Annotated in this window: 8 protein-coding genes; 5 read left to right on the top strand and 3 right to left on the bottom strand. The window is 73.1% G+C overall.

The window, feature by feature from the left end:
• Positions 1-283: 283 nt before the first annotated feature.
• Both ACFYXS_RS34910 and ACFYXS_RS34915 read right to left on the bottom strand, forming a co-directional pair.
• Positions 284-1,315 carry a methyltransferase gene (locus ACFYXS_RS34910; RefSeq protein ID WP_389255653.1) on the bottom strand — a complete coding sequence of 344 codons (1,032 nt, stop codon included), beginning with the start codon at positions 1,313-1,315 and terminating at the stop codon, positions 284-286.
• Between the two features lie 220 nt (positions 1,316-1,535).
• Entirely contained in the window at positions 1,536-5,498 is a 3,963-nt protein-coding gene (locus ACFYXS_RS34915; RefSeq protein ID WP_389255655.1) for a S8 family serine peptidase, read from the bottom strand.
• A gap of 250 nt (positions 5,499-5,748) precedes the next feature.
• Here ACFYXS_RS34915 and ACFYXS_RS34920 point away from each other — a divergent pair, with 250 nt between their 5' ends.
• Both ACFYXS_RS34920 and ACFYXS_RS34925 read left to right on the top strand, forming a co-directional pair.
• A complete protein-coding gene (locus ACFYXS_RS34920) occupies positions 5,749-6,825 on the top strand; it encodes a LuxR C-terminal-related transcriptional regulator (RefSeq protein WP_389255657.1) in 1,077 nt (358 codons plus the stop codon).
• Between the two features lie 132 nt (positions 6,826-6,957).
• The gene (locus ACFYXS_RS34925; RefSeq protein WP_389255659.1) at positions 6,958-7,320 is read left to right on the top strand and encodes a hypothetical protein; all 363 of its coding nucleotides are present in this window, start codon (positions 6,958-6,960) and stop codon (positions 7,318-7,320) included.
• Positions 7,321-7,549: 229 nt separating this feature from the next.
• Here ACFYXS_RS34925 and ACFYXS_RS34930 read toward each other — a convergent pair whose 3' ends face one another.
• Positions 7,550-7,969, bottom strand: a complete 420-nt coding sequence (locus ACFYXS_RS34930) for a winged helix-turn-helix transcriptional regulator (protein ID WP_389255661.1) — start codon at positions 7,967-7,969, stop codon at positions 7,550-7,552.
• Between the two features lie 237 nt (positions 7,970-8,206).
• Here ACFYXS_RS34930 and ACFYXS_RS34935 point away from each other — a divergent pair, with 237 nt between their 5' ends.
• From ACFYXS_RS34935 to ACFYXS_RS34945, 3 genes are all read left to right on the top strand, one after another.
• A complete protein-coding gene (locus ACFYXS_RS34935) occupies positions 8,207-9,271 on the top strand; it encodes a biotin/lipoate A/B protein ligase family protein (protein ID WP_389255663.1) in 1,065 nt (354 codons plus the stop codon).
• Positions 9,272-9,407: 136 nt separating this feature from the next.
• Positions 9,408-11,102 carry an ABC transporter ATP-binding protein gene (locus tag ACFYXS_RS34940; protein ID WP_389255665.1) on the top strand — a complete coding sequence of 565 codons (1,695 nt, stop codon included), beginning with the start codon at positions 9,408-9,410 and terminating at the stop codon, positions 11,100-11,102.
• Positions 11,099-12,877: an ABC transporter ATP-binding protein gene (locus ACFYXS_RS34945; RefSeq protein ID WP_389255667.1), complete on the top strand. Its 1,779-nt coding sequence runs from the start codon at positions 11,099-11,101 to the stop codon at positions 12,875-12,877. Before ACFYXS_RS34940 ends, ACFYXS_RS34945 begins: the two co-directional genes overlap by 4 nt.
• The last annotated feature ends 6 nt before the right edge of the window (positions 12,878-12,883 follow it).

Consider the following 12,883-nt stretch of genomic DNA (forward strand, 5'->3'; position numbering starts at 1 on the left):
CTGCTCGACGGCCTGCTGAACGGGTCCGCGCACCCCCGCACATGAGAAGAGCGCCCCCGCCGGGGGGGGGGTGTACTGCCCGCCCGGGGGCGGGGGGGGGGGGGTTGGGTGTTGGGGTGCGGGGGGCCGGCCCCGCCCCGGCCCGGCCCCGGCGCCCTATCAGGTCTAGACCATGACAGGGTGACGAGTCCACGTCAACCATCCGAACGAGGGGGCGGGCCGGCGGCCGTACGGCCCCCGGCCCGCCTCCCGGTTCGCCGGTCCGCGCCGGCCCGGCCGAGTCCTAGATCGTCTCCAACTCGATGATCTTGAACTGGAATCCGGTCGGGGTGACGGCCGTCCGCCGCCACCCCGATGCCGCGAAGAGCGCGTCGAACTCGGGAAGGTCGCGCTCCTGCCCCGGCAGCATCGCCAGCATGTGCATGTCGGCAAGGGGCTCGAAGCCGGGCGCCCCGATGTCCCCGATCACGTTCTCCACCACCACGACCCGCGCGCCCGGCCGAGCGGAAGCACGGCAGTTCCGCAGGATCCGGATGCAATCGGCGTCGTTCCAGTCGTGCAACACCATCTTGAGCAGGTACAGGTCGGCCGGCGGGACGGACGCGAAGAAGTCCCCGGTGACCGCGGTGAACCGGTCGGCAAGCCCCTGCTTCTCGGCCGAGGCCTGCGCTCCGGCGGTGGCGTGGGGCAGGTCCAGGCTCTGCCCGTGAAGGTCCGGGTTCGCCAGCAGCAGCCCCTGCACGAGCGCTCCGGTGCCGCCACCGACATCGACCGCGACGTTGTCGCCGGTGGTGTCGAGCGCCTGGGCGAGGTCGCGGTTCAACTGCTCGGACATGCCGGACATGGCGACCGAGAAGAGCTCCGCCTCGGCCGGGTGGTCGCCGAGGTAGCTGAAGAAGTCGGCACCCAGCGCGCTTTCGATCTGGGTGCCTCCCTTGCGGACGGCTTCGGGGAACCGCTCCCAGGCCCGCCAGTGAGAAGGCCCCGCCCAGGTGAGGGCCACCTCCCGCAGGGTGTTCGGCGCGCCGGTGCGCAGCAGGCGGCTCAAGGGGGTGCCCGAGAAACGGCGTTCGCCGTCGTGGGCCACCAGGCCGAGCGAGGCGCAGGCACGCAGCAGTCGGTAGGTGGTCGCGGGGTCGCTGGATTCTCGTTCGGCTATGTCCTCCGCGCTCAGCGGTCCATCGGCCAGATGGTCCGGGAGGGAGAGGTCGACCGCGGCGCGGACGATTTGAGTCACCCAGTAACCGCTGAGCATCTGCAGCAGGACGCCGGCATTCGCGGCCTCGGAAGATGCGTCCTGACGATTCTCGGTCATTGACAAGCACACACCAATCGGAACTGGTTTAATGGTCAACTGACAATAACCCCGGTTCGGACCACCGTGGCCCCTGCATCTAAGTCGTGGAATACCGAATTACCCAGTTCGGCGGGGCGTCTTCGGAATTTTCGCGAGCATTCACCGGACGGGCCCTCGGCATTGCGGTCATGCGAAGAGCCCCCGCCGGCGTCCGGCGGGGGCTCCTGCGCGATCGGGGCTAGTAGGAGAACCGCTCCAGACCGTTCGCCCACGGGTTCACCAGGTACGCGGTGCGGTGGGCGGGGTCGAGGAACAGGCCGCGGCGGCCGGTGAAGTCGAAGTTGGACGTGGAGATGGTGGAGCCGACGAGGTTGGCGACAGGATGCCGGGCGAGGACCTTCCCGGTGTCCGGGTCGAGGACGGTGATCTCGCTCAGGGCGTTGTTGTCCTCCGTGGTGGCCTCCTCGTAGAGGTGCGCCACGAGGGCGACCCCGTGCTCGGTGTCGAGGACCGGCCACATGACGCCCCTCGTCCCGAGGTCGGCGGGCGCAGAGGTGGCCAGCGTGGACTGGGACGCGGAGCGCCAGGTGCTCGTCGGGAACTCGCCGCTGTTGTAGTTGGGCGTGACGGGCCCGGCGGCGACGTACACCTTGTCACCCTTGCCGTCCGGCAGCAGGCCGGCGACGCAGGTGGGCAGCGTGGCCAGGGGAGACACGGTACGCGCGGTGAGGTCGACCGAGACGGCGTAGTACGGGACACGCCCGGACAGGCAGGGCCCCATCGTGCCGGAGGTGGCCACGAAGAAGATGCCCGTCGAGGCGTCCACCGAGACATTGCCCAACGCCCGCCCCGGCTGGGAGGCGTTGAGCGGCAGCGGGTCGGAGACGCGGCCGGTGGCCATGTCGACCGTCCAGAGGCTGTCGACCCCGGACACCCCGTCGTACGTCACCACGGCCGCCCGGTGGCGGACCGTGTCGACGGCCCCGCCCATGAAGGAGACCGACGTGGAGTCGCCCTCCGGGTCCAGCGCGGTCGTGCGCACCTCGGCGCCGGTGGTGGTGTCCCGCAGGGCGACCTCCGGGAACGTGCCGCCGTCGAAGGGCTGGTGGGCGATCAGGGTGTGACCCGTGGTGCGGTCGGCCCCCACGACCTCGGACATCATGCCCTTGCCGGTGTCGTGCGCCACGACGGTCCCGAGGGTGCCGTCGGTCAGGGAGTACGCGGTCGTCGCCGAGTCGCGCAGGTGGATCCAGCCGTCGTCCCCGTCCGCGAAGTCGTCCGTGGACAGCAGCGCGGTGTCGCCGCTGACCTCGAAGTTCTCCAGGGTGCCCGAGATCGTCTCGCCGTCGAGGTACTGGACGAACGAGGTGGGCGAGGACTGCCCGACGGGCTTGCCGTCGTGGGTGGCGATGATCCGGACCGGGTACTGGAGTCCGGTCGGCAGGCCGAGCGCCTTCAGGTCCAGAACCGCCTTGCCCTTCACCGAAGGCAGGGGGCGGAACAGCGTGGACGCGTGGTCGACGCCGTTGTCGTCCCGGCCGCTGCCGTTCTGGTTCGTGGCGGTGTTGAGCGCGCCGTACAGGGTCGGCGCCGGGGTCAGGAACTCGATCGCGGCGCCGTCGGCGTCATCGGCCGCCGAGGCGTCCCAGTTCACCGTCAGCTTGGCGTCGGTGCGGGTGAGTTCGACGGAGTGCGCCTTCTCGGTCGTCCCGTGGCTCAGCAGGGGTGCTTCCGGCCGCTGGTCGGCGCCGGGGCCGACGCGCAGCGCCCGGAAGTCACCGAAGACCTGGCCGTCGTAGAGGGTGATCCCGACGCCGTACAGACCCGCGCCGCCCGCCGCGAAGGCGGAGGCGGGGATCGTCACCGAGCCCTTCGTGCCGGTGAGCGGAGTACGCCACTGGGCACGCCACTTGTCGCTCGTGGTGAACGGCGTCCAGTGGCCGACCGAGGACAGCACCAGCTCCGGGTCCGTGGTGTCGCGCAGACCCGTCAGGTCGTAGTGCACGGTCACCGGCTTCCCGAGCGGGCTCGCGCCGGGCGCGGTGGGTGCCTGCGGCTGAAGGTGGGTGCCGTCGGTCGCGCTCAGGGTGAGCTTGCGGACGGCCGAGGCGACGACCTTGCCGCCGTCGAGCGCCTCGAACGTCACCTGGAGACTGCGTGCCCCGGACGAGACGAGCGGCAGGCCCGCGGCCCCCAGCAGCTCACTCGGCAGGACCCGCAGGCTGGGACCGGAGGAGGGGATCACGCCGTGCTCGCCCACGCGCAGGCGGTACGTCAGGCCCGTGTGCGCACCGGTGAGATCGAGCCCGAAGGTGAGCGGGGCGAACGCGTTCTCGCCCGTCGGCACACCGTCCCAGCCGCCGGCCGGCCCTGCCAGGTCGATGGCGGACGGGTCGGTGGCCTCGACGAACGAGACGCTGGGCGTGACCGACATGACCTGGCGCTGCGCGACGGACAGGCGCACCGCCGACGGGGCGAGGTCGTGGCGCTTGGCGAGCACCTTCTCCACCGCGGCGGTCACGTCGAGCTGCGTGCCCATGTGCAGTTCCCGGTCGGCCTGCGGGGGCTGGGCGATCGGCCGCCCCGTGGCGACCAGCAGGTCGCGCACCTTGCGCGGGGTGAGCGTCTGCCCGGTCGCCTTCGCGGCCGCCAGGACGTCGGCCGCCGCGGCGGCGATCATCGGTGCCGAGGCGGAGGTGCCGCCGTTGAGCACCACCTGCGGGCCGTCCGAGGTGTGGAACAGCGAGGGCAGGTTGTCGCCGGGTGCGGCCAGGTCGATGCGGGTGCCGAAGCCCGACGAGTAGCCGGCCGAACCGTTGTAGCGGGTCGTCGGGTAGACGGCGGTGCGGACGTCGTCCGAGCTGAGGGTGTCGTCGACGGTGGTGCCGCCCGCACCGATCACCCCGGTGTCACGCACCAGCGACGGGGTCGTGGTCGGGGCGACGTCGTCGATGCTCGTCTGCGCGTGCGTGCTCGACGTGAGGTCGGTCGGCGTGCTGCCGCCGTCCGGGCCGACGGACACCGGCAGGCCGAGGCGCGTGCCGTCGTTGGAGGAGACGACCACCACGATGCCCGAGTCCACGATGGAACGCAGCGTGTCCCGGATCGCCGGGTCGTCCTCCAGCCACCGTGACGGGAAGCCGATCGACCCGTCGGTGCCGAAGCCGAGGCTGGCGGTGATGACCGTGGGGCGCGGCTTCTGCGCGGCGGCGGCCCGCAGTGCCGTCGCGATGCCCTCGGCGGAGGGCTCCTCGGGGACGACCAGCCGGTACTGCGCCCCGGGGGCGATGCCCAGCAGGTCGGTGGCCCCGCTCCCGGTGGCCTCCGGGCGCTGCCGGTCGTGCGGCAGCGGCGCCATCATCGAGAAGTCGAGCAGTACTTCGCCGAGGTTGGGGTCCTGGCCCTCGATGGAACCGGTCGGGTCGAGCCGGCCCGCCCCGTCGCTGGTGTACGTCGGGATGAGCGGCAGGGAGGGGTAGTCCAGGTAGCGCTGGCCGTCCTTGACCACCGTGGTGGGCCCGTAGCCGCGCACGTACTCGTCGCCCGCGTCCGCCATGGACTGGTCGGTCAGGTCGCCCAGCGAGACGTTGGTGACGATCTGGCCCGCGCCGGGCAGGGCGTGCAGGAGGTCCGCGGAGTCCTGGAAGGCCCCGACGACGTTCACGCCACCGGAGTTGAGGTAGGACTGGAAGGACGTCGTCAGGCCCTCGTTGGCGGGCACGCCGCCGGAGGCCGCCGGCGCGGCGGAGCGGGCGCCCCGGCGGGACCCGAGACCGTCGATCGCGTCGCGGACGGAGTCCGGGAGCGTGACGGCACCGGAGTTCATGGTCTGCGGCCGGACCGCCGAGCGGGCACCCCCGGAGGCGGCCCCCAGGGTGTAGGGCGTCAACGCGGCGGCGTCCGCGCGGCGTTGGAGGACCGCTGCGGACGGGGCGAGCCGCTCGCCGAGCCCGCTGCGGCCCTGCGGCTGCGGCACCGGGAAGGCCCGGGTGGTGCCGTCCTTCCGGGTCAGGGTTCCCGTCCCGTCGTCGGACCAGTGCACCACCGAGCCGTCGGCGAGGGTCAGGGAGTGCGCGGCCGGGGCGGCGCCCCGTGGGGACGCCGGGGTGTCGGGGGCGGCGTGGGCGAGCGGGGTCGCGGTGAGGGTGAGGAGGACAGCGGTGAGCGCCGTCAACCGGGTGCGTCTGGAGCGTGAGGACATGCAACGCCCTTCTGGGTGTGTGCAGGGCCAGCTGCGTCGTCGGGACTGGCGGGGCGGAGATCACCTTGTCGGTGGTCCGTCAGCGCGGACAAGCGTCCGCGGACGCGGGTTCGCGCAGTTGCACACATGCGCGCTCCGCCGAACCGCGGGGAACGGGCGGGCGACGCGTGGACGACCGGTGGACGATCCGTGGAAACAGGCGGGGCGTACGATCAACGGGCGTTCCCCGATCGACAGATGGGCAGGCCAGATGGATGCGACCTCCGCCGGCCCGTGGGCCGGCACCGGCCTGGACCCGCTCAGCGGCCGCGTCCTGGAATTCCTGGTGGGCCACCCCGCAGCCGACGCCGGCGCGGTGGCGGAGGCGGTCGGCGTACCGGCCGACGAGGCCGGGCGGGCCCTGCGGACGCTGGAGGACGAACTGCTCGCCATCCGCATCGCCGGCCGTCCGACGCGCTGGCGGGCGGGTCCGCCGCGCTCGTCCCTGGGGTCGCTGCTCGCCCGCAGGCGCAGCGAACTCGCCCAGGCGGAGCTGTACATGGAGCAGCTTCACGAGGTCTACCGTTCCGTCTCCGGCCCGCACGCCCCGCACCTCGTCGAGGTCCTGGAGCGGGCCGAGGAGGTCGCGGCGCGCTACGGGCACCTGCTCAAGGCCAGCCGTCGCGAGGTGCTGCACCTGGCGAAGCCGCCGTATGTGACCGGTACGGAGACGGCCTACGGGGACGGCCGGGACCGCCAGGACGGCCGGGAACGGGCCGCGGGGGAGACCGCCGTCCACGACGGCGTGCGGCTGCGCTCCGTCTACGACACCGAGGGCTTCACCGACGAGATGTCGCTCGAGACCGCGCTGCGGGGCACGGCGGGCGGCGGCGAACTCCGGCTCAGCTCCGGCCTCCCGGTCAAGCTGGTGGTCTTCGACCGCACCACCGCCCTGCTGCCGGTCGACAGCGACCAACCCTCCGCCGGGTCGCTGGTCATCCACGCCCCGGCCCTGGTCGCCGTGCTCGTCGCGCTGTTCGAGGGCCTGTGGGAGCGGGCCGTGCCGATGTCGCTGGAGAGCCGTCAGGACTGGCCGGTCCCGCGTCAGGCGCGCGAGGCGGACATCGACGAGCGCACCCGCGAGATCCTGCACCTCATGGCCACCGGGATGAAGGACGACGCCATCGCCCGGGTACTCGGCGTCAGCCGCCGCACCGTCCAGAAGCACGTCAGCGAGGCCGGCACCGCCCTCGGCGCCCGGACCCGCTTCCAGATCGCCCTGCTGGCCGCGGAGCGCGGCTGGCTCGAACAGTGCCCGAGCCCGGCCGAGTCGGTGGCGCGGACCTGAAGCCGGGGGCTCGCTACGGGCACGGAAGTTCGGCCCGGCCGCCGACCGCCGAGGTATGTCAGCGGCCGGGATGCGGCATGGATGCGATCATCTGCGCGGAACGGTGGATCGCCTGGCGGAGGGCGAGTCGCGTTGACGGGGCCACAGCCGGACGACACCGTGGCGGTCCGGTTGATCGCCGTCCTCAACGCCGTCCTCGACGACCCCGACGTCCCTGAGGGGGACCGGCTCGACGCCGCCATGGACCTGGAGTTCCCCTCAGGTGCCCGGTTCGAGGAGGAAATCGTCAAGCTCCTCCGGAGAGAGCGGTTCGCGAGCGTCCTGGCCCAGCTCTGCGCGGAGTCGCTCGCCGGGATCTGGGCCCGGCAGGACAGGATCGACCATGCCTGCTTCCGCGAGCTCCACGGCCCGGCCCCGGACGAGGTCCTCGGCATCCTCGGAGCCCGCGCCCCGCACCTGATCCCGCGCGAGGGCCGGGCGATCGGACCGACCTGACATCTACCCGGGAAGTCGGGACGACTTGTCGCACCCGGCCGGGGAGGACCGGGCCGGCCGGCGGCAGTTGCCAGGTGTGCCTTCGGTTGCGCGTGGGAGCAGGCGAACGGAACAAGCCGCCCACTGGTGCGGGCGGCCCCTTGGCGGATCGGTGCCATCCGGCATGGCCACGCTTGTACGTGACGTGGGCGGCGGATGGCCGCGCACCGGGCGTCAGTTCGGCGCGAGCTCAGTCCTCCTGGCTGACCGCGTGGCGAAGGTCGTAGGCGGCGCGGGCCTCGTGCACGGTGGCGGCGCGCTTCTCGGTCCAGGCGCACAGGGCGCGCGTCTCCTCGGCGATCTCCCTGCCGAGCTCGGTCAGTCCGTACATGACCAGCGGGGGAGACGCCTGGGGGTTGACGCTGCGCAGGACCAGGCCGTCGCGCTCCATGGTCCGCAGGGTCTGGGACAGCATCTTGCGGCTGATGCCGCCCAGGGACCGCTGCAACTCGCTGTAGCGCTGGTCGCCGCCCTCCCGGAGGCTCACCAGCATGAGCAGAACCCACTTGTCCGCCAGATCCACGAAGACGTCGCGGCTCGGACAGCGCGCGTCGAGGAGGTCCATGGGCCGCGGCGAGGAGCTGATCGCCGATCCTTCTGCTTGAGCCATGACCTGTACCTTACACCTTGCCTCCAGGTGAATCTAAGTTTCTCAATGAGGCCAGGTCGCCAATTGGGTCGCCGACCACGATGGGGCCGGCCGGACCCCCGGCGCCGACAGGATTTCCCCCGCCCGTACCGGTGGGGCAGGAATCGCCCCGGCGCCGGAAGCGTTCCGGTCGACAGGGGGGCGGTCCGCCTGAGCGGTACCGTGAGAACGGACTACGGACGATCAAGGCGGAACGTCATGCACGGCGAGTACAAGGTGCCCGGTGGCAAGCTGGTGGTGGTCGACCTCGAGGAGCGGGACGGGGTCCTGAGGGACGTCCGGGTCGCGGGGGACTTCTTCCTCGAGCCCGACGAGGCGATCCTGGCGATCGACCGGGCCCTGGAGGGAACGCCCGTGAGCACCGACGCCGCCGGGATCGCGGCGCGCGTCGAGGAGGCCCTCCCCGAGGGCACGGTGATGTACGGGCTCACGGCCGAGGGCATCGCCGTCGCGGTGCGCCGGGCGGTCGCGCAGGCGACGGACTGGACGGACTACGACTGGCAGCTGATCCGGGAGGCCCCGCAGTCCCCTGAGCTCCACATGGCGCTGGACGAGGTCATCACCGCCGAGGTCGCCGCCGGCCGGCGTCCGCCGACGCTGCGCGTCTGGGAGTGGGGCGCCCCGGCGGTCATCATCGGCAGCTTCCAGTCGCTGCGCAACGAGGTCGACCCGCAGGGCGCGGAGCGCCACGGCATCACCGTGGTGCGGCGCATCTCGGGCGGCGGCGCGATGTTCGTGGAGCCCGGCAACACCATCACGTACTCCCTGTCGGTGCCCGCGTCACTGGTGTCGGGGCTGTCGTTCGCCGACTCCTACGCCTACCTGGACGACTGGGTGCTGGAGGCGCTCGGCGACATGGGCATCAAGGCGTGGTACCAGCCGCTGAACGACATCGCCACGGAGGCCGGCAAGATCGCCGGTGCCGCGCAGAAGCGTGTGGTGGGACCCGACGGCGGCGCCGGCGCGGTGCTGCACCACGTGACGATGTCCTACGACATCGACGCCGACAAGATGCTCGAAGTGCTGCGCATCGGCCGGGAGAAGCTCTCCGACAAGGGCACCGGCAGCGCGAAGAAGCGCGTCGACCCGCTGCGGCGGCAGACCGGCCTGCCCCGCGAGACCGTCATCGACCGCATGGTCGACTCCTTCCGCGCCCGCTACGGACTCACCACCGGTCAGGTCACCGCGGAGGAACTGGCGCGCGCCGAGGCACTCGCCGCGACGAAGTTCGGTACGCCGGAGTGGACCGCGCGCGTGCCGTAACGCTTCCCGCGCCGTTCACGGCACCGTGCGGGAGACCCCGGACGCCCTTGACCCGAACCCTCATAGTTAGACTAGCCTTACCTAAATTGTTGGGTGGCCGGTCGGGGCCGGCCGGGTTTCCGGAGGGGTGCACGGAGTGCGAACGAAGGTGCCGCCGGGGCGCGACGTCCTGCTGCGGACAGTCAGGAGCCGCGGGCGGGACGTCGCCACCGGCGCCGTGCTCGGGGCCGGGCACCAGTTCGGTGAGGCACTGGTCCCGGTCCTCATCGGCCTCGTCATCGACCGGGCCGTGGCCGGGGGCGACGGCGGCGCGCTGCTGTTCTGGCTCGGCGTGCTGGCCGTGGTGTACGTCGGACTCTCCGTCAGCTTCCGCTTCGGCGCCCGCGCCGGGGAACGGGCCGCCGAACAGGCCGCGCACGAGCTTCGCGTCGCCCTCGTACGGCGCGTCCTCGACCCCCGCGGCGGAGCGGAGCGGGGCCGACTGCCCGGCGAACTCGCGAACATCGCCACCGAGGACGCCAAGCGGGTCGGTGCCGTCAACATGGCCGTGATGACGGGTATGTCGGCGCTCACCGGACTCCTCGTGAGCGCCGTGGCCCTGCTGCGCATCTCGGTCCCGCTCGGTCTGCTCGTCCTCCTCGGCACACCGCTGCTGCTCTGGCTCGGACACCTGCTGAGCAAGCCCCTGGAACGGCGCAGCGAGGCCGAACAGGAACAGGCCGCGCACGCCTCCGGAGTCGCCGCGGACCTGGTGTCGGGGCTGCGGGTGCTCAAGGGGATCGGCGCCCAGGCCGCCGCTGTCGAACGGTACCGGCGCACCAGCCGCGCCTCGCTGGGCGCCACGGTGCGGGCGGCACGCGCCGAGGCGTGGCAGAGCGGGGTGGTGCTCACCCTCACCGGCGTCTTCATCGCGGTGGTCGCGCTGATCGGCGGACGGCTCGCCCTGGCCGGTGACATCACGCTGGGTCAGCTCGTCTCCGCCGTCGGTCTCGCGCTGTTCCTGCTCGGGCCGCTGGAGGTGTTCGCCTGGGTCAACGCCGAGTTCGCCCAGGGCCGGGCCTCCGCGGCGCGCGTCGCCGCCGTGCTCGACGCGGAACCCGCGGTGCCGTCCGGCCCGGCGGGCCCGGCGGACCCCGTACGCGGCGGACTGCGGCTGCGCGGCGTCAGCCTCGGCGCACTCCGCGAGGCCGACCTCGACGTCCGGCCCGGCGAACTCCTCGGTGTCGCCAGCACCGACCCCGCCGCCGCCCAGGCACTGCTCGACTGCTTCGGCCGCACCGCGGACCCGGACGCCGGCGTCGTCGAACTGGACGGCGTGCCCTTTCCGGACCTCGACCCGGCGCGCCTGCGCACCGTCGTCCTCGTCGCGGCGCACGACGCCGACCTCTTCGAGGGCACCCTGGACGACAACATCGCCGCGGGCGGTGACGGCTCCCGCGACGCAGGCCGCGCGCTGGCCGCCGCCTGCGCCGACGAGGTCGCCCGGGCCCTTCCGCTGGGCACCGCGACCGGGATCACCGAGGGCGGCCGTTCGCTCTCCGGAGGCCAGCGCCAGCGCGTCGTCCTCGCCCGGGCCCTCGCCGCGGAGCGGCCGGTGCTCGTCGTCCACGACCCCACGACCGCCGTCGACGCCGTCACCGAGGCCCGCATCGCCGCCGGGCTGCGCGAGCACCGGCGCGGCCGCACGACGCTCGTGGTCACCAACAGCCCCGCGCTGCTGTCCGCAACCGACCGCGTCGTGCTCCTCGACGGCGGTCGGGTCACCGCCGACGGCGCGCACGGCGATCTCGTACACGACGACGCGACCTACCGGACGGCGGTACTGGCATGACGACGGCACCGCGGTCCCCGGAGCGCGAACTGCTGCCCACGGCGACGCCGGCCAGGACCCGGGCCGCCCTGCGCGAACTGGTGCGCCCGCACCGGGCACTGGCCGCGGCCGGAGCCCTGGTGATGGTGGCGGCCACGGCGGTCGGCCTGCTGACGCAACCGCTGCTGGGGCACATCGTCGACCTGGGCACCGAGCGGAAGGCCGCGGACGCGCTGACGCTGCCCGTGGTCCTGCTGGTGCTCGTCGCGGTGGCGCAGGGCGTGGCCACCGCCCTCGGCATGTCGCTCGTGTCGCGCCTCGGCGAGACCGTGCTGGCCGAACTGCGGGAACGCTTCGTCGAGCGGGCGCTGTCGCTGCCGCTGGACCGCCTGGAGCGGGCCGGCTCCGGCGACCTCAACGCCCGCGTCACGCGCGACGTGTCAAGGGTGGCCGACGCGATCCGCACGGCGCTGCCCGAACTGGTCCGCTCCGGCCTGTCGATCGTGCTGACCCTGGCCGCGCTGGCCGTGCTCGACCGGCGGTTCCTGTTGGCGGCGCTGCTGGCGGTGCCCGTGCAGGCGTACACCGCGCGTTGGTACGTCCGCAACGCCGGACCGCTGTACGCCACCGAGCGCATCGCCACCGGCGCCCAGCAGCAGCAGTTGCTCGACACCATCGGCGGCGCGGCCACCGTGCGCGCCTACCGGGCCGAGGACGCGCACACCGCGCGCGTCACCGAACGCTCCAAGGCGGCCGTCGACCTGACGCTGCGCGGGGTGCAACTCGTCCTGCGCTTCTACAGCCGGCTGCACGTGGCCGAGTACACCGGGCTCGCCGCCGTGCTGGTGACCGGATTCCTGCTGGTGCGCGGCGGTTCCGTGTCCATCGGCACGGCCACGGCGGCGGCCCTGTACTTCCACAGCCTCTTCGGCCCGGTGAACACCGCGCTCGTGCTGCTGGACGACGCCCAGTCCGCCACCGCGGGCCTCGCCCGGCTGGTCGGTGTCGTCGACGAGCCGGTGCCCGTGGTCGCGGAGCGGGAACGGCCCGCGGACTTCGCGGGAGTCCCCACGGTCACGGTGGAGGGCGTCGGCCACGCGTACGTGCCGGGCCGGTCCGTGCTCAGCGACGTGGACCTGGTCCTGCGGCCCAAGGAGAAGGTCGCCCTCGTCGGTGCCAGCGGCGCGGGCAAGACCACGCTCGCCAAGATCGTGGTCGGCATCCACCGCCCGTCGTCCGGCCGGGTCGACGTCGGCGGCACCGAACCCGCCGAGGGCGCGCGCACCGTGGCCCTGGTCACGCAGGAGGTGCACGTCTTCTCCGGCCCGCTCACCGAGGACCTGCGCCTGGCGCGGCCGGACGCCACCGACGAGGAACTGCGCGACGCCCTGCGCCGGGTCGGAGCCCTCGGCTGGGCGGAGGCGCTGCCCGAAGGCCTGGACACGGTCGTCGGCGAGGGCGGTCACCGGCTGACCGCGGACCGAGCCCAGCAACTCGCCCTGGCCCGGCTGGTACTGGCCGACCCCCCGGTCGCCGTCCTCGACGAGGCCACCGCGGAGGCCGGCAGCGCCGGCGCCGGGCGGCTGGAAGAAGCCGCCGAACGCGCCCTGGAGGGCCGCACCGCCCTGGTCGTCGCACACCGGCTCAGCCAGGCCGCCTCGGCCGACCGGGTCGTGGTGATGGAGGACGGCCGCATCGCCGAGAGCGGCACCCATGACGAACTGCTCGCCGCCGGGGGGCCGTACGCCGCCCTGTGGCGGGCGTGGGCGGAGAACCGCAGCAGCGCCCGGCCGTAGCCGGCC

This window comes from Streptomyces sp. NPDC002574 (assembly GCF_042889545.1).
In the GTDB taxonomy this organism is placed as follows: Bacteria; Actinomycetota; Actinomycetes; order Streptomycetales; family Streptomycetaceae; genus Actinacidiphila.

What these genes read in the sequence shown, in the direction of transcription:
- ACFYXS_RS34910 (WP_389255653.1), bottom strand. Translation starts at nt 1,315, where the DNA reads ATGACCGAGAATCGTCAGGACGCATCTTCCGAGGCCGCGAATGCCGGC.
- ACFYXS_RS34915 (WP_389255655.1), bottom strand. Translation starts at nt 5,498, where the DNA reads ATGTCCTCACGCTCCAGACGCACCCGGTTGACGGCGCTCACCGCTGTC.
- ACFYXS_RS34920 (WP_389255657.1), top strand. Translation starts at nt 5,749, where the DNA reads ATGGATGCGACCTCCGCCGGCCCGTGGGCCGGCACCGGCCTGGACCCG.
- ACFYXS_RS34930 (WP_389255661.1), bottom strand. Translation starts at nt 7,969, where the DNA reads ATGGCTCAAGCAGAAGGATCGGCGATCAGCTCCTCGCCGCGGCCCATG.
- ACFYXS_RS34935 (WP_389255663.1), top strand. Translation starts at nt 8,207, where the DNA reads ATGCACGGCGAGTACAAGGTGCCCGGTGGCAAGCTGGTGGTGGTCGAC.
- ACFYXS_RS34945 (WP_389255667.1), top strand. Translation starts at nt 11,099, where the DNA reads ATGACGACGGCACCGCGGTCCCCGGAGCGCGAACTGCTGCCCACGGCG.